The organism is Paenibacillus sp. Negev47, from assembly GCF_058313655.1.
Genome location: NZ_CM177754.1, coordinates 5,872,964 through 5,890,821 on the forward strand (window position 1 = coordinate 5,872,964; position 17,858 = coordinate 5,890,821).

The following is a 17,858-nucleotide window of genomic DNA, read 5'->3' on the forward strand; positions in this document are numbered from 1 at the left end:
TATTAAATAAGGCCAGCACGTGCCTCGAACCTGATATGTTTCAGGACAATCAAAGATAAAACGGTATGACTACTGTATTGGAGGAGCATTCATGAACACAGCACACACTCGGGGATACGCTTATATCGCAGCTGTACTGTACGCAGCCATAATCGGCCTTTCCTTTTTATTTGTTAAAATGACCGTTACTGTAGCACATCCGATTGATGTGCTTGCCCACCGATTCGCCCTGTCGCTGATCGTTGTCAGCATTCCTGTAATATTCGGTTGGATCAAGATTCGGCTTAGCTTTCGTGATCTGTGGCGAATCATTCCACTGGGCCTACTGTCTCCTGTCTTATTTTTTGCCTTTCAAGCCTTTGGACTTGTGTCGTCGAACTCATCGGAGGCGGGAATTATTCAGGCCATGGCCCCTGTATTTACACTCGTTCTCGCTTCGATCTTCTTGAAAGAACGCACATCCACCATGCAGAAGATGTTCCTGCTTCTGTCTGTCGCTGGGGTGGTCTTTATTTTCATGATGCAAGGAAGCGGCGTATCTGTAAGCAACCTGAAGGGCATTGCATTATTGCTGCTATCCACGGTCTGCTTTGCCGGTTATGGTGTGCTTGCGAGACCACTGACCCAGAAGTATAAACCGATGGAATTAACATGGGTCACACTGATGGTTGGCTCTATTGTGTTTAACGCTGCTTCCCTGATCCGACATGCTGCCAGCGGCTCCATGATGGACTATATCCAACCACTTGGAGACGTATCCTATCTCGGTGCACTCGCTTACCTCGCGATCCTCTCCACCATGATCTCCACCCTTCTCGCGAGCTATGCCCTAACCCATCTGGAGGCATCCCAGATGAGCGTATTCAGCAATCTGTCCACACTCATCTCCATCGTAGGCGGAGCTTGGATACTGCATGAGCCGGTTGGTGGCTACCACTATATCGGGGCATTGCTAATCATCGCTGGTGTACTCGGCACCAATATGAGCGGCCGGAAACATAGGCTGGTCAGTGGGATCAAAGCGTGATATAATTCTGGAAATTGTAAATTATTGTTATTCGCGATGATGAAGAGAAGTACACATGTCAGGGTGTCACAGAGAGCCGGCGGTTGGTGGAAGCCGGTGCATCGGATGTGTGGAAATGGGCTTCGGAGTTCCGAGTTGAACAGAGTCTGTATCCTGTACCAGGAAAACAAACTTTCAGTAGGCGAGGCGGCATGTCCAGCCGTTATCCATGGACAGGATATCGATAGGCAAAGGCGCTCGTAAACGCGCTTCTGGTAGATGCCTTAATCCGTATCCCTCAAGTGGGCCGCAACAGAGCGGCCAATGAAGGTGGCACCGCGAGGCATAAGCTTCGTCCTTTATTCTGTTCCCTGCCGGGAACGGGATAAAGGACGAAGCTTTTTTTATTCCAATACCTATATAAGTTAACCAAACATTTACACGAGAACGTAGAGGGCAGAAATAACCTGAAGAAGCGGAGCGTTCGCCTTTATCCCCAGATTTTCACCTTTGTAAAATTGAATCAAAAAATCGGGGGATAACAGCGATCGGAAGGTTGTTCTGTCATCGGAGTGGCAAGTGTAAATAGCCTTTAGTTCAACTTATAAAGATTCAGGCTGAAAGGAGGTGATGGTCGTGGAAGATGGCTGGTGGCGACAGCTCAACGTTGACAAATCACACAACCAAAGGAGAATAAACCATGAACAAAAACAACGATATTATTTTGACAGGGGATCGGACTACCGGACAGCTTCATCTCGGCCATTACGTAGGCAGTCTGCGCAGTCGGGTGCAATTGCAGGAAGAGTACAAAACGTATATTTTACTGGCAGATGTTCAGGCTCTCACCACCCATTATGATCAACCTGGGTTGATTGCGGATAGTGTACATCAAGTCACGTTGGATTACCTGGCCGTAGGCATTAATCCGAACAAGGCTACCCTGTTCATTCAATCCATGATTCCGGAAATTGCGGAATTAACCGTGATCTTCTCAATGTTTGTTACCGTCAATACACTTCGACATAATCCTACCATCAAGAGCGAAGCGCGTGATCGTGGATATACGGATCTATACTACGGATTTCTGGGGTATCCGGTCAGTCAGGCTGCAGATATTGCATTCTGCAAAGCAACCCTTGTTCCGGCAGGAGAAGATCAGATTCCTCATATTGAGACAGCTCGGAAGTTGGTCCGTCGATTCAACGAGCTATACGCTCCCATTCTGCCTGAACCCCGCATTCTGACCGGAGAGCGGCTTGGTGGGCTGGATGGCGTCGGTAAAATGAGCAAAAGCATGGGTAATGCGATCTCATTAAATGCAAGTCCAGCAGATGTAAAAGCCAAATTGACCAAGGCCAAAACGGATCCTGCCCGCATCCATCGTTCTGACCCAGGACATCCGGATATCTGCCCTGTTTTCGCCTATCATCAGCTTTTCCGCAAGGAGAACGCAGACGAAATACATGCCTGTTGCAGCCTAGGGAAGATTGGATGTAAAGATTGTAAACAGATGGCAGGTGAAGCCATCAATGATCTGCTTGCTCCTTTTCGTGAACGACGGAATTATTATGAACAGCGAAATGATCAAGTGAAAGAGATTCTTATCGAAGGGACCCGAAAAGCCAGGAATGCTGCCCGGGAAACGATGCTGGAGGTACGAGAAGCCATGGGCATTCAGTATTTTAAGCTTTAAGTGTCTGTATGAAGGGCTTCAATCACGTTAACACTGCTGAGGACAGTCTATTGGGAAAAGGGGACTCCTCAGCATGAAACGTACACAGCCATCTTTTTTGCAAGCCATGATGTTAATCATGCTATCCGTTGGTCTAATCTGCCACGTTCTGATTATTCCTGCCCTCTTGTCTGCGGCTAAAAGGGATTCCTGGATCTCTGTTCTTTTGTCTACAGGACCCTACCTTGTATTTGCGCTCATGCTTGCCTATGTTTCTCGTTTTCTCCAGCACCAAACGCTGCATGATTGGCTGACTTCCCATCTGGGTAAGCCTCTTGGCTTGCTATTACGGATTGGAAACAGCCTCTTTTTTCTGTCCATCATCTATTTCACTTTACACGATACCACCACCTGGGCAAAAACCAGTTACCTGACGGAAACACCTGTATTGGTTACAAGCATTGCCCTGATGTCTCTCTGTGCCTATGCGGCTTATAAAGGGATACGTTCTCTAGCATTTACAGCAGGATTAATCCTGCCACTTGTGGTGGTGCTTGGCTTCTATGTCGCAATCGTGAATACCCAATACAAGGATTACAGCCGTCTCCTCCCTGTGCTTGAACATGGATGGCATTCCGTTCTTCATGGCATGGTATACAGTCTATCGGGCATGTTTGAACTATTGTTCCTCTGGTACATACAGCCTCACCTGACCAAACGTATACGTGTATGGCAGTACCTGATGCTCGCACTCATTATTGTCGGACTGACCGTCGGCCCACTCATTGGTGCAATTGTGGAATTCAATCCTTATGAGGCTGCCAAAATGCGATATCCCGCTTTTGAAGAATGGCGAATTGCTTCTTTGGGAAAATACATCGCTCAGACCGACTTTTTTTCCATCTATCAATGGCTCGCTGGATCTTTCACTCGAATTAGTCTTGCGATGTATATTGTGGTAGAAATATGGAATATTAAGAGCGCCACCCGAAAGCTCATCAGCTGTATCTCATTAGGTGTCTTATTTATTGTCACCATGTTATACCGTCTGGATGATTTAACATTTGAGAACCTGCTTGTCCATTACATATTCCCATTCAATCTCTTGTATCTGAGCGGACTGGCGGTTATTGCAACGATTGTGGCATTCATCAGTTCACGCCATCAGAGGAGGAAACATCATGGAGCACCAAAAGATTGACACCACGTCCCATGAAACACTGCTCGCCTCTTTGAAAGAGCAATTCAATCCCTGCGCCGATGTTGTTATTCAGACTTTTCCAGCCAAAGATGATACGGTGCTTCCAGTGATATTGCTGTATTGCGACGGTTTGGTCGATGCCAAACAAATCAATCAGTTCATTATCCCTCGGCTGGAACAGCATTCCTTGCTTATGGAAGAATCACGTCCTAAAGAAACGGAACTAACACTGAATCCGGTGAAAGACCTTAATAATGTCGATAATCTAAATCTTTTGATTTTTAGTGGGCAATTGTTGATATTTTTGGGGAGTGGGGGCCCGTCTTTCAGTATGGATATTGCGAGCATACCCGGTCGTAGTCCCGAGGAATCTGCCCTTGAGTCTTCAGTAAAAGGGCCACGTGATGGATTTACCGAAGAGCTATCCGTGAATATTGCTCTCATTCGCAAACGAATGAAAACATCCTCAATGTGTTATGAAAAATACGTAAAAGGCGGTCGTACACAGACAGCCATTGGTCTGCTATATATCAAAGATATTATTAATCCAGAAATCCTGAAAGAAGCAAGACACAATCTTGATCAGATTGAGATTGATGGCATTCTGGGCACCTCAATCATGGAACGGGCTGTTATGGGAGGGGTTCGCAGTATCTTTCCACTCACAGATAACACCGAACGCCCTGATTTTGTCGTTGATTCTCTATTAAACGGTCGTTTTGCTGTTTTGATCGAAGGTTCTCCTGTAGCGGTCATCGCGCCAACTACACTTTTCAATCAATTGAAGTCTCCGGAGGACGAGAGTACACCCTTTTTCATCGTTACTTTTGAACGGATTTTACGTATTTCCGGACTGCTGATCGCCTGTTTCTTTCCTGCCTTCTATATTGGCCTGACCAGCTTCAATGTGGAACAGATTCCCCTGCCTCTTCTGGCAACGATTGCTGGTACTCGAATGGGCCTGCCCATGCCGGTGACACTGGAAGCGTTCCTGATGATTTTTATGTTCGAGCTATTTAACGAAGCAGGGCGTAGGTTACCACGTGCGTTAGGGCAGACGGTCAGCGTCGTCGGCGGGCTTATTATTGGGGATGCTGCCATTCGCGCCGGGATTACGTCCCCTACCATTATTGTCACGGTAGCGATCTCAGTCATCTCTAGCTATATTCTCGTGAATACTGTGCTAAGCGGGGCTACTGCCCATATCCGGATCGGGATGCTACTCATCTCTTCCATTCTTGGATTATTCGGATTTATGATCGGACTATTCGCCCTGTTGGTGCATCTCGTATCCTTGGAATGTTATGGAGTTTCTTACTTGACGCCTGTTTCTCCCTACATTCCCGGAGACTTCACCCAGGCTGTATCCATGCCCCCTTCCATGAAAAGAACCCAGCGTCCAGCTGCACTTCATACACAGGATTCCACCCGCCGGAGGAAACGTCCGTGAAAAGATGGATATCCATAAGCGGCCTTCTTCTAAGCTGCTTAATCCTGCTAACGGGGTGCTGGGATTCCAAAGAGGTGCAAAGTATAAACTTCATTACGGCGATAGGAATTGACTATGTGGACAACCAGTATATTGCTTATGCCCAACTGATTGACTTCTCCAGTATTGCAAAACAGGAAACGCCAACTTCCCGGGAGACAAAGGATATATGGACTGGACGAGGCAAGGGTAGAACACTGAGTATGGCTATTAACGACTTGTATGAAACGTCACAGCAGCAAACGCTCTGGACTCATGTTAAAGCTATTGTTTTATCCAAAAAAGTGCTGGAAGGTCGACTGGAGGATATCTTTAACACACTTCTTCATTCAGGCCAATTAAGATATACACCCTGGATCTATGCTACAGAGCATAACATTCCGGATATACTCTCTCCCTCTGCATTGTTGAACCAATCCGCCCAGACCATTGAATTATTTGAGCCCATGAGGCTATACAAACAGCATTCCGGTTACGAACCTATCCGGCTCCATCAGCTTCTCGATGGATTACGGGAACCGGCTTCCGTCGTTCTTTTACCCTCGGTTTCAACGAGGAACGAGACCTGGTTCAACGGCGATAAAACGCCACCCCTTGTTAGAATGGATGGATTTTATGTGATATCCAAAGGCACAAGTCAGGGTAGAGTTGCAGGAGCAGACGCAGATGGTACACGATTAGTAAATTATGAGCGTGTGTATCAGTATCCATTGTATGTTTATGGGAACGGTGAGAAGACTCCAGACTTGACGCTGATGCTTCAAAATCCCAAGACTAGAATCAAGGCGAGGAAACAAGGAGAAGGCATCACATTCGATCTGTTTACCTCGGTCAAAACCGCCATCACCGAAGATCATGGGGCTCCTCGGTCTCCAGATGCCATGGAACAAGAAGCCGAGAAACAGATCGAATCCCAAATCCGAGATACGTTCGAAAAAACCAAGTCACGCATGATTGATTCCTATGGTCTTGTGGAACACTTATATCGCCACAACCTTCCCTTATGGAAACAGGAAGTCTACAACCGGGCGGATCCACTCAAACGTTTTAAACTTGGTAAAGTGGAGGTCCACGTGGATATCCTGAATGCGAGCACGTATAAATACAGCGAAAAATGAAGAAAAAGAAGCCCCGTACCTGCATTGGATGCAAGGTTACGGGGCTTCTTACCATCTCCAGCTATGCTGTCGATTGGCGAAGTTATCCTGATGGGTACGCCATGACACTCATCAAAGCCAATTCAGGCTGGGTCGTGTCCAAACGGCTGTACTGAATGATAACAGGGATGCTGCTCGAAACCGTAATCGCATAAGGCACGCCTGGCGGAATAGACTGCTCCCCGGATCGTAGCGATGCAGTGCGAATATGCTTCGTCCTTCTCGCTGGCACGTCAGCAACAATATCTTCAAGTGGCTCTCTGTCTTCAAAGTAAATCGTGATGCTCAGCTCTGCATCCGTTGCACTGGTGTTCAGGACACAGATACTCTCATGACTCTCAAGTGTACCTCGGCTCTCTGGGGGAATGTAGCCATCCGGAATAACCCAGTAGGTGTGACCTGTAGGTGCTGAAGCGTTCTTACGGGCAGACGTGCCTGCATCTGTCTGGTCAGGTGTCATTGAATACATCCTCCTCTTTTGCGATTGCAATCTGGTTAAAAATGTGAGGGCTCGCGGGGCAGTCGCTTCGACGGGTGGATCGGGCTGTGGGCCACTGTTGGCTCGGGATTTCTATTCATTCCCCCTCAGCAGGGGAAATCCCGCTCCAAAGGCGGACGCTCCGCTCCCTCTACCCGATTCCGCCCTTCTTCGCTGCTACGCTCGCCGGACTGATTTAAAAAATTATTGCCTTCGCTCTTTCGCTGGGCAACTTTACTGGCTCGTTATTTAATTAACTCGCTTAATTATTAAGGGCATGAACCTACCGCAGATACATCTGCAGCGGTTGCAATTGCAACTCACGGATGGCTTCTGCCACCTGATGGGCAAGGCGACGGGCGCCACGTTCCTGAAAGTGCGTGTTATCCTCCACGCCTGACGGGAAGTTCACATACTCGCCTGGCAGCACCCACATAAAGTCTTCCTTGGTGCCTTCCACGCCCGCCTGCTCGAAAAGAAGACGGCTCCGCTCAGCCAATTCGATCAGGGGAATATCTTCCTCTTCCGCCAGCTCACGCACGGCGATGATATAGTCGCCATGAGTATCAGTCAATGTGCCGCCGTCCGCGAAATAGCGACGATGCACCGGGGTCACGAGTACCGGACGAGCCTTGGCTTCCCGGGCAGCATCAATATACTTTTTCAAATACTCCTTATATGTTGTGAATGGATCCGTCCCTCGTTCAGGGTCCGGCTTCTCATCGTTATGTCCAAATTGAATTAACAAAAAATCCTCTGGCTTCATTCGCTCCATTATAACGCTCAATCTGCCTTCATTAATAAAACTGCGGGAACTTCGGCCTGACTGGGCATGATTATCCACTGCCACATCATGTTTGAACTGTGCAGGCAGCAGTTGACCCCAACCGCAATACGGGTATCCACTTTCCGGCTGATCCGTTACGGTAGAATCCCCAGCAAGAAATACGGTCATGGTCTGATTCGCGAGAGTAATCTCCAATGCATTAATTCTTGGTGCAGGACCAGAGAATGACAGACGGAGCCTGCCCCCGCGAACAACCACCGAGAATCGGACCTCTGCGCATTGCCCAGGAAGTGTACGGATGGTTGGCAGTACGACCCTGCCTTCACCGGCTTTCACACGGGTTACCGTCTCGGCCAATTCATCACCTGTAACAAGTAAAACTTGATAGGTTCCATCGGGAAGATCCACGATGAACGATGCTTTGAGCGGAATACAAAAGCTTGAACGCAATCGGGCAGACACGGTCGTCTGCCCCTGATTGCTATGATATTGTTTGGTGGGATCCGACACATCGTCATCACCGCTCCGTTGTTTCTCATATACCAGAGAACCTGCTTCGAATCCATATCCTCCGCGATCCCCATACGAGGTTGCTGCAGTCACTTGCAGATAATCCTCTGTCTCATCTGCTCTTCCCGAGTCCGGTCCAAAGTTAAACTTCCAGCTGGTCACGGACACTGCCTGGCCCTCTGCCGCTGCCTCCATGGCAACGGCCTGACTACCCTGAGCTTTATTCAAAAGGAACATCCTCCTTGTTTAACTTTCGTAAACGTTCATTCGGGCAAGAGGCAGAAAATTCTGCTTAGCCTTTCAGTCCGCTGGTGCTCATTCCTTGAACAATTTGTTTCTGGAAGATGAAGAACACAGCTACAACTGGAACCAGACTGACGATGGACATCGCGAACATTGCACCCCAGTTGGAAGCAGATTCGCTATCCAGGAACATTTTCAGTGCCATGGATACGGTATACTTCTCAGGCGAGTTCAGGTACAATACCGGACCGAGCAGATCCTCCCATCTCCAGTAGAAGGAGAAGATCGCTGCTGTCGCCAGAGAAGACTTGATCAGCGGCATAATAATCTGAATATAAAGCCTGAATTTGTTACATCCGTCGATGGTTGCAGCCTCATCCAGCTCCTTCGGAATGGTTCGTATGAACTGCACCATCAGGAAGATGAAGAATGGCATTCCGAAGAATGTTGGTACAACGATTGGCAAGATGGTATTCAGCCAGCCCAGCTTCGTGAAGATGATGTACTGAGGAACCAATACCACGTCATGCGGCAGCATCAGCGTCAACATCATCAAGGAGAACCAGAACGTGCGTCCCTTGAAATTCAGTCTGGCAAAACCGAAAGCGATCAGCGATGACGATATTACGGCACCGATGGTGGAAATAACCACGATTACAAGTGAGTTCGTGATGTAATCCATAAACGGTCTTCCCGCTGTGCCTTTCCAGCCATCCACATAGTTACTCCAGATCCACTCGGTAGGAAACAGGGTATCCGCGGTAACGAAGATCGTACGGCTTTCCTTGAATGAACTGAAAAGCATCCAAAGTACGGGATAGAGCATCAGGAGGGCAAGAGCTGCAACGAACAGGTGATAAACGGGCCATTTTACATTTCTCCAAACCATCGTCACTTCCCTCCTTCAGATTCGTAGAACACCCAGAACTTGGATGTCAGAAACACGGCTACCGTGAGTATACCGATCATGATGAGCATGATCCAGGCCATTGCCGAAGCATACCCCATGTTGTTAAACATAAATGCCTGACGGAACAGATACAGGGAGTACAGCATCGTACCGTCCATTGGACCGCCTTCGCCTTTGGAGATAATGTAAGCAGGTACGAAGGTCATGAATGCTCCAATCGTCTGCATAATCATATTGAACAGGACGATCGGGCTAAGCAGTGGCAAGGTGATGCTGAAAAATTTCCGTATAGGATTCGCGCCATCCACACCTGCTGCCTCGTACATCTCAGTGGGGATATTTTTGAGACCAGCCAGGAAGATCAGCATGGACGAACCGAACTGCCACACAGACAGTGAGATGAGCATAACCAGAGACGCATTCGGGTCACCAAACCAGCTTATAGGCCCGATCCCGATTGCCGTTAGTGCGCTGTTGATAACGCCCTCATTACTGAAGAGGTTACGCCACATAATGGATACGGCCACACTACCACCGATAATGGATGGCAGGTAATACAGCGTCCGGTACGTTCCAATCATACGAGAGCCAGTGTTCAGGACCATCGCTACGAAGAGGGCAAAGATCAATCTTAACGGTACCCCAATGAATACATACAGAAACGTCACTCTGACCGAGTTCCAGTATTTCGGGTCATCAAAAAACATTTTGGTGTAGTTGTCGAGCCCAATCCACCGTGGAGAAGTGAACAAGTTATAACTTGTGAATGACATATATAAGGAAACAAACATGGGGATTAGCGTAAAGCCCAGGAATCCAATAATAAACGGGCTAATAAACGCATATCCGGTTAAGTTTCTACGTAACGACGAATACTGCCTCAATGGAACGAACCTCCTTCATGGATCAGCTTGCCCCCAATCCTTGCTTCGGTTATCTGGACGGGGAAAGGCCCTCGCATTAGCGAGTAGCCCCATTCCCGACCATCCCTGCAGTGGGACGAGCAAGCCATCATTCAACTATTATTTATTGTTCGCAAGTACAGATTCGGCGTTCTTGCGGAATGTTTCTGCTGCTTGTTCGGCTGTGATCTTGCCAAAGTTCAACTCTTCAACCACATCTGCCAGCGATGAGATTACTTCTGGTGAACCCACAGGTGGCGGAGGGCTCATCGGGGAAGCCTTAGGCTCCATGGCTGCTACGAATTCAAAGACTTGTTTCGTTGCATCACTCAGCTCAGGTGCGATAGCTTCTTTGATAGCTCCTGAGATCGGTACGCCACGTTCACCTTTGATCAATTTGTTCGCTTCCACGTCATTCACCCAGAAATCAATGAATTTCGCTGCTTCTTCCTTCACTTTGGAGTTAGATGTTACACCCCAATACATACTTGGCTGCATGTAAAGACCCTTCTCCATGTCCGGTCCAGGCATAGGAGCGAACTCCAGTGGACGATCAGCTACTTGCTGTACGGCTACAAACTGGTTAGACCATTGCCAGATGCCAACGCCCTTACCCTTCACCAGATCTGACTCCTCAATAATGCCTTTGGTTTGGTTGGCTACATCCGGCGTAGGTGCTGCGCCCTGTTCAATCATGCGGCGCATAAGTCCGAAGAATTCCACAAACAATTGGTCATCATCATAACCAAGACCCGTTCCTTCTGCATTGTAAAGGGAATGTCCTTTGGTACGCAGGAAGTAATGGAAGAAGATATCCGGAGCTACGCCTCCATCCAAATACAGACCTTTCTCAGCGGCTTGTTTACCCAGTGCTTCGTACGATTCCCAGGTCATATTCTCAGGCATTGCATCGGCTCCCGCTTTTTGAAGCAGCGCAGGATCATATTGGAAGCCCAGAACGTTAACACCGGCAGGTACGCCGTATTGTTTACCGTTAATTACACCTGTGCTAATAACGTTTTCGGATACATCGTCCACTTTGATCTGGTTACCCAGATAAGGGGCCAAATCCTCCAGCTGACCATTCTGTGCATATTGGCTGATGTAGGAAATATCCATCTGAACGATGTCAGGCAGTTGATTTGCTGCTGCTTGTGGTGCAAGTTTTTTCCAGTAGTCATCAAATGAAGCATATTCCACGTCGATTTTGACATTCGGGTTTTTCGTTTTGTACAGGTCGATGACCTTCTGTGTATATTCATGCCTTGCATCCGAGCCCCACCAAGCGATCCGCAGAGTAACCGAGTCATCCCCAGACGCTCCTTCAGTTCCTCCACCTGAGCTACATGCCGCTGTAAACACGAGCAATGCAGCCATCATCAGGAATATTGCCTTTTTCACCATGCCAATCTCCCCTTTTTATGTTGATATGGTTGTGTGAAGCGTTACCTCTTTGTTACTGATAACGCTTTCACAAACTTGTTAATGTCATTTTCGCAAATGTACGACCAGAGTTGAATACACAAAACCGTCTTGTTGGTTCAAAAAACAGAGGAGGACAACAGTCCCCCTCACGGCGCTGTTCATCCTCCCCAGACATGAATCACATGATTGGTAGTCCATTGTTATATGCCGATCCTGCGGAATTCCGTAGGCGTCATACCCGTCCACTTTTTGAACACCTGACTGAAATATTGTGAATTACCGCCGAACCCGAACAATTCCGCAAGCTCGAATACTTTCACATCCCCACCTCTGCGAATATGATCACACGCCCGTTCGATGCGCAGACGATTCACGTAGTTGGAGAAATTCTCGCCCGTGACTTTTTTGAAAATTTTGCCGAGGTAATCCGGATTCATATATAACATCTGATGGGCGACTCCATTGAGTGAAAGATCTGCCTCTCCATAATGACGATCCACGATATCCATCATCTTCTCCACGGCTGAAGACTGGCGACTTATATGATTTTTATAATAACCAGAGGCTAACCGGGCTGCACTGCTCGCTACAAAAGACTTCAAAGCAGATAACGTATCCATATGGGGCAACTCTGCCATACGCTGAGTAAATTCTGTTGCCTCTTCAGGCGGACAGACATGAATCATCGCCGAGTACAGCTGCACTACATACGAACGCGTCACTTCAATTTCCAACTGCTGACCCGATAATAGATCGAACAGACGATCCACCTCTGCTGCTGTTTCCTCGCTATTGCCCGATTTGATCAACTGACACAACTGCTCGGCATCCTGTTCTACATGCAACCCGTCGCATTCTCCGGCCAGAACCAGATCATTCTTCGTAATCAATTTGCCTTCACCGATAAAGAAGCGATGATTCAAATATTGCAATGCCTCACGGAACAAGCGCCGAGACTGGATCATTCGATCTGCTTCGCTCAGTGCAGCGGTCACTTCCAATTTATATAGTCTGGTAAATGCAGCCCGAACCTCTTCAATGCTCTCCTTCAGCCCAGCTGGATCAGCTGAATCCGCAAGCAGAATCAAGAGTCTACCTTCAATCGTTGTGCTTAACAGTACATGAGGGAGCAGATCGCTGGCGATATTTTTGATGGCAAATAAATGACTGTAATCATGTTCATCTGCAATCCGGAACAGCAGTAACCGAACTGCAGTATCTTCAAGTTCCAGATCAAACAGCTCCTGGTAATATTCCAAATCGACCGGCCCATAGGTCCGGTTCGTCATGAACTCCAGCAAAAATTGCTCCTTTACATGCGGAAGGACCCGTTGCAAACGCTGTTTCATCTCACCAGCGACATGTTCCTTAACCTGCGCATCCTGATGTTCCTGCAACAGTTCAGCCAGCGCGTCATGGATCTGATTCTCGTTACAGGGCTTGAGCAAATAATGTTTCACACCATACTGCATCGCTCTGCGGGCATATTCGAACTCTTTATAGCCAGATAACATAATGAACCGTACTCCCGGGTATGCTTCGGATGCTTTCTCTATGAGTCCTAGACCATCCAGACCCGGCATGGAAATATCCGTAATGATAATATCGGGCCTCGACTGCCCGATTTTGTCCAGTGCTTCAATCCCATTCCTCGCCGTGCCCACTAATTCCGTACCTGCTGCGGCCCAATCGACCACTTGGGATATTCCCTCCAGAATGACACGTTCATCATCTACGAGCATCACTTTGTACATCGTCATCGTCCTCTCTAATCCAAGGTATGCTGATCGATACTACAGTTCCTGACCCGGGCTTGCTGCTCATCACCATTCTGCCTTCTTCGCCAAAGGTCAGCCTGATTCGTTCCTGGATGTTAGATAACCCAATGCCCTGTCCTCTTGTCTGTATGCGTCCTTCATGTAATTGTTCCAGGAATTCCGGTGTCATCCCTGGACCATCGTCCTCGACTTCAATAATGACTTGGTCTCCCTCTGCTCTCGCCCTTATTCGAATTCGGCAAGGATCAATGCTTGGTTCGAGTGCATAATGTATGGCGTTCTCCACCAGAGGCTGCAATGTTAACTTGGGAATTCGTGCTGAACCCACCTCAGGGGCAATGTCCATGTCAAAATCCAATCTTTCTTCAAAACGGGTGCGCTGAATTGTAACGTAGCTGCGGACAATGTCCAGCTCTCTTTCCAGTGTGATCCACTTCTCCGTCATATTCACAGAGCTGCGCAGCAGGAATCCAAGCGCCTCAACCATTTCCGAGATCTGACGTTGTTTCTGTACTTTGGCCATCCAATTAATTGATTCAAGCGTGTTGTATAGAAAATGAGGATTAATCTGTGCTTGAAGCGCTTTCAACTCAGTCTCACGAATCACCAGTTGCTTCGCATAATTCTCATCAATCAATTCACGAATCCGCTGAAGCATCATCTTGAATGTGCGATGCAGCAGCCCAACCTCATTCTGCGGAGACATCGGAACGTTACCGAGGGCAGCCTCCTCCAGTTTATCCAGATCACCTTTTTCGATATTACGCATCTTCTTGATCAACTGCGCAATCGGATGGGTAATACTGCGGGAGAACTTTGCTCCAATGATGAGTGCCGCCAGAAAAATCATGATAAAAATAACCGTGACCAACTGTTTAACAAACTGAATTTTTTTAAACATCTGATCAAAAGGTGTGGTGTACAGGTACGTCCAGTCTGTGTAGGAAGAATTGGCACGGGCAACAAAGTGTCTGCCCTGCTCAAACATGGCAATTCCATAGGGCTGGCTACGCTTCAGTTCCGATTCAATCTCAGCTTCACTTACCGAAGATTCGGTTGGATAGATTACTTCTGTTCCATCCGAAATCAATAATTGTGAGTCCTCTGCGGGTTCCTGCATCTGATCCTGTACGATTCGGTCCAGGCGTACTCGGATAATTAGAGTTCCGAGCTTATCCAGTGTAAATGCGCCCCCAGTAAAAGATTTCACCTGTCGTACAGATAAAAGCCGGGCTTGTTTATCCCCGCTGGTGTGCCAGACATTGGAGCCTGTATATTGATCTCCCAGTGATACCAGTTCCTTTTGCTTCGACTCCGAAATCCCTTCGCGGTTCCCTGCAGCCATAACGTTATTATCATTATCGATAAATAGCATAGAATAGACGTATTTCTCAGAACCCGCATAAGCAACCAATCGGTTGGTAATTTTCTTGCGCAGACCATTTCTCTCATATCCCGTCTCGGCCTTTTCCAGTTGAAGCAGATATTGTTGAAGCTGCTCGTCCGACATCACCTTGAAGGAGAGATTGGAAACTTCACGTAGCTGATTCTCAATGCCTACTGAAGACATATTGAGGACCTGCGAGGATTTCTCATAGATCTGACGGTCATAGATACTGAACACATATCGGAGTACGGATGCATAAAACGTAAAGCTGATCAACATCAACAATCCGATGAGGAGAATCGTTTTTTGATGAATCGGCAGTGTTGTGAAAGCGTTCTTAATTTTGCTCATCCTAAGCGCTCCTTTGGCCTGCGAAGGGTGCTGTCTTGCTATGGGTTAGTGGTTATATTGTAAGTTATTTTCATATTTACACATCCATGGTCATCTGACAAGTCATATTTATACAACATTTCAGGTTATTACAGGAGGTACACACCTTTTAATTTCAAAAAGCATGCCTCATTGCTTAACAAACAATGGATGTGACAAAATTGTAAGTTGGACCGTGGAAATGAGAGGCCAATCGATGGAAGGAATTCTCCTATGTTTTATGCTTAGATTATCCATCATAACGTTTAAGAAAAGAGGAGCAAATCGATGTGTATTTTGAAGAAAGTCCCTGTGTTACTTATAATTATTCTATGTAGCTGGTCACCAGGCTTATCCTCCGTCGGAAATATGGATGACTTTAAGCTTCATCTGGACAGTAAAATTCCTCAACTTCAACAAAAGTATGGGGTTGCGGGTGTAGCTGTTGGTATTGTTCAAGACGGTAAACCCGCCTACATACTTCACTACGGATATGCAGACCGATCTCGTAAAATAGCTTTAAATGAAGATACCCTGTTTCAGGCGGGTTCCATTTCCAAAAGTCTTACCGCATGGGGAATACTGCATCTGGTCGAAGAAGGTAAACTCTCGCTCGACGATCCCGTTGGTACATATCTTACACGCTGGCATCTGCCCAGTGAGAATTATGACCAGAGTCAGGTCACCATTCGAAGATTATTAAGCCATACAGCCGGTCTTTCTGCACATCGTGGATACTTGGGAACAGCACCAGGAAAGCCACTTTCCACTATTGAAGAGTCCTTATCGGGCAGAGGGCTGCTGAACACTCCGTTAACGATTAATCACAAACCTGGAACTGAACCCCTGTATTCGGGGGCAGGGTACACTTTACTGCAGCTCGTCATCGAAGAGATTACGGGCATGCCTTTTGATCGATACATGGATGTACAGGTCCTGAAACCGCTGGACATGCAGTATAGTACATTTCAACAGAAGCCGGCAAACCCCGTTCTCTCCAAAACCTATGGTTATTTCGGCCAACAGATTCCTGCTTATCAGTTCACCGAGCAAGCTGCGGCCGGATTGCAGACAACAGCCAGTGATATGGTAAACCTCATTCTGGCCAGCATGGAAAGCAAAAATAATGATAATCAGGGGCGGGGAGTTATTTCAAGCAAACTGGTCAAAGAGATGCAGACCCCCGTCATTTCGGAGAACGGTTTAGGCATATTTTCAAGAACATTATCCAACCAAACCACTCTTCTCTATCATCCTGGGGACAACCGGGGATGGCATTCCTTTTATGGCTGGATTCCCTCTACAGGAGACGGGTTAGTTATACTTACCAACAGTGAGACCGGCGTAGATTTGCGTCAAGAAGTATATCACGACTGGATCGAATCCCAAACCGGAAATCTGCCTGAAAGACAAGATGAACTTCTGCAGGCTGAAAGAGTCAACGCCTTGATCGCTATCGTTCTTGGTGCATGGGTTGGTGCATACCTCCTGCTTTTTTGTGTTTCCCTATTTCAAGGAAAAAGGTTATTCATAACAAAGCACCCCCATAAACACATTGTTCGATTAGCCTTTCGATCCATTATGTTAGTGCTCATAATTTCAGCACTGTTTTATCTGTCCTATGCTGCAACCCTTGTGGACCTGCATTCAGGCAAAAAGAGCATCTTGGTTTGTATTCTGATCTGGCTTGGGGCATGGTTTGTCACTGGCTTCTTCCCCAAAAAAAAGAATCCATATTGATCGTATAACCAACATGAATTCCCACGAACTTTAACTTATGGATTTAATTTTGTTATGGGAATTATAGTGGTTTTGATGAAAAATAATTCCATAGGAGGGAACATGAACCTTACCCACATAGTTACTCTGTTTATATTGCTACTGGTTCTTTTTCTCTCACTAAATGAAATCATTAAGTTTATAAGTCGCAGAGATAAAGAAGAACCACCGTCATTAAAGGTTAGGCTTTGGCTTGTTCCTGTATTATCCTTGTTAATTCTTGTGCCTGTTTCTTTTTTTACGATACTGTATAGTTTATTTTTTTATACTTTTGGTGAAATGAGTAAATTATTTTACTTTGAACAAATTGGTGATACTATTACATTTTCCGTACTTATTTTAATTGGATTTATAATCTTTGAAACTCTCGTTCATCCAGTTATGATTGCTGTCTTAAACTATGGTATACAAAGACGAGTTTCAGTTTATACCAGGAATTCAGTCACAATAATAATTGACAGTATCATCATTTATTCCTTAGCCTCTATTTTTGAAGGAGTATATATTCAAGATTTTTGGTCAGCTCTATCCATTTCAGTTTTTTATCATATTATTGAACGGATTCTCATCTGGTTTTACCATCTTTACAAAAAAAGAAAGAAAAGCAGTGTCCAATAATTAGTTAGACATGAACAGGGTTTAGCCAAAAAGATAAAATACTAAAGCCAATCTCCTTTGACAGAAGATTGGCTCTTTTTACATTATAAATACCTATCCATATCCATTGAGCTATAGAGAAATCAATTCCCAAAACGTCTTCAC

The 17,858-nt window shown here is 46.6% G+C and carries 14 protein-coding genes and 1 other annotated feature; of the genes, 7 read left to right on the top strand and 7 right to left on the bottom strand.

Annotated elements, in window-relative coordinates; genetic code table 11:
* Window positions 1–91: 91 nt before the first annotated feature.
* The 5 genes from AC4G47_RS26415 to AC4G47_RS26435 all read left to right on the top strand — a co-directional run bounded on the left by AC4G47_RS26415 (window position 92) and on the right by AC4G47_RS26435 (window position 6,489).
* On the top strand, window positions 92–1,027 hold the full coding sequence (locus AC4G47_RS26415) for a DMT family transporter (RefSeq protein ID WP_491103545.1): 936 nt from the start codon (window positions 92–94) through the stop codon (window positions 1,025–1,027).
* A gap of 27 nt (window positions 1,028–1,054) precedes the next feature.
* Window positions 1,055–1,369 (top strand) — a binding site (T-box leader).
* A 337-nt stretch (window positions 1,370–1,706) separates the two neighbouring features.
* Window positions 1,707–2,702 carry a tryptophan--tRNA ligase gene (gene trpS, locus AC4G47_RS26420; RefSeq protein ID WP_491103547.1) on the top strand — a complete coding sequence of 332 codons (996 nt, stop codon included), beginning with the start codon at window positions 1,707–1,709 and terminating at the stop codon, window positions 2,700–2,702.
* A gap of 73 nt (window positions 2,703–2,775) precedes the next feature.
* The gene (locus tag AC4G47_RS26425; RefSeq protein WP_491103548.1) at window positions 2,776–3,882 is read left to right on the top strand and encodes a GerAB/ArcD/ProY family transporter; all 1,107 of its coding nucleotides are present in this window, start codon (window positions 2,776–2,778) and stop codon (window positions 3,880–3,882) included.
* Entirely contained in the window at window positions 3,863–5,332 is a 1,470-nt protein-coding gene (locus AC4G47_RS26430; protein ID WP_491103549.1) for a spore germination protein, read from the top strand. The genes AC4G47_RS26425 and AC4G47_RS26430 overlap by 20 nt, the downstream gene beginning before the upstream one ends.
* Complete coding sequence (locus AC4G47_RS26435) at window positions 5,329–6,489, top strand: Ger(x)C family spore germination protein (RefSeq protein ID WP_491103550.1); 1,161 nt, start codon at window positions 5,329–5,331, stop codon at window positions 6,487–6,489. The genes AC4G47_RS26430 and AC4G47_RS26435 overlap by 4 nt, the downstream gene beginning before the upstream one ends.
* 82 nt (window positions 6,490–6,571) lie before the next feature.
* On the opposite strand, the gene AC4G47_RS26440 is transcribed toward AC4G47_RS26435, so the two are convergent.
* From AC4G47_RS26440 to AC4G47_RS26470, 7 genes are all read right to left on the bottom strand, one after another.
* On the bottom strand, window positions 6,572–6,988 hold the full coding sequence (locus tag AC4G47_RS26440) for a sensory rhodopsin transducer (RefSeq protein ID WP_458125244.1): 417 nt from the start codon (window positions 6,986–6,988) through the stop codon (window positions 6,572–6,574).
* 301 nt (window positions 6,989–7,289) lie between these two features.
* On the bottom strand, window positions 7,290–8,498 hold the full coding sequence (locus tag AC4G47_RS26445) for a rhamnogalacturonan acetylesterase (RefSeq protein ID WP_491106806.1): 1,209 nt from the start codon (window positions 8,496–8,498) through the stop codon (window positions 7,290–7,292).
* Between the two features lie 97 nt (window positions 8,499–8,595).
* Window positions 8,596–9,435 carry a carbohydrate ABC transporter permease gene (locus AC4G47_RS26450; RefSeq protein WP_145326443.1) on the bottom strand — a complete coding sequence of 280 codons (840 nt, stop codon included), beginning with the start codon at window positions 9,433–9,435 and terminating at the stop codon, window positions 8,596–8,598.
* 2 nt (window positions 9,436–9,437) lie between these two features.
* Window positions 9,438–10,340, bottom strand: a complete 903-nt coding sequence (locus tag AC4G47_RS26455) for a carbohydrate ABC transporter permease (protein WP_491103551.1) — start codon at window positions 10,338–10,340, stop codon at window positions 9,438–9,440.
* Window positions 10,341–10,478: 138 nt separating this feature from the next.
* Complete coding sequence (locus AC4G47_RS26460; protein ID WP_336765478.1) at window positions 10,479–11,762, bottom strand: ABC transporter substrate-binding protein; 1,284 nt, start codon at window positions 11,760–11,762, stop codon at window positions 10,479–10,481.
* A gap of 221 nt (window positions 11,763–11,983) precedes the next feature.
* Entirely contained in the window at window positions 11,984–13,537 is a 1,554-nt protein-coding gene (locus tag AC4G47_RS26465; protein WP_491103553.1) for a response regulator, read from the bottom strand.
* A complete protein-coding gene (locus AC4G47_RS26470; protein ID WP_491103554.1) occupies window positions 13,512–15,299 on the bottom strand; it encodes a sensor histidine kinase in 1,788 nt (595 codons plus the stop codon). The genes AC4G47_RS26465 and AC4G47_RS26470 overlap by 26 nt, the downstream gene beginning before the upstream one ends.
* Window positions 15,300–15,605: 306 nt before the next feature.
* Here AC4G47_RS26470 and AC4G47_RS26475 point away from each other — a divergent pair, with 306 nt between their 5' ends.
* Together AC4G47_RS26475 and AC4G47_RS26480 are read left to right on the top strand one after the other, a co-directional pair.
* Window positions 15,606–17,057 (top strand): serine hydrolase domain-containing protein, encoded by a 1,452-nt coding sequence (locus AC4G47_RS26475; RefSeq protein WP_491103555.1) that lies wholly within the window; start codon window positions 15,606–15,608, stop codon window positions 17,055–17,057.
* A gap of 102 nt (window positions 17,058–17,159) precedes the next feature.
* On the top strand, window positions 17,160–17,714 hold the full coding sequence (locus tag AC4G47_RS26480) for a hypothetical protein (RefSeq protein ID WP_491103556.1): 555 nt from the start codon (window positions 17,160–17,162) through the stop codon (window positions 17,712–17,714).
* Window positions 17,715–17,858: the final 144 nt, after the last annotated feature.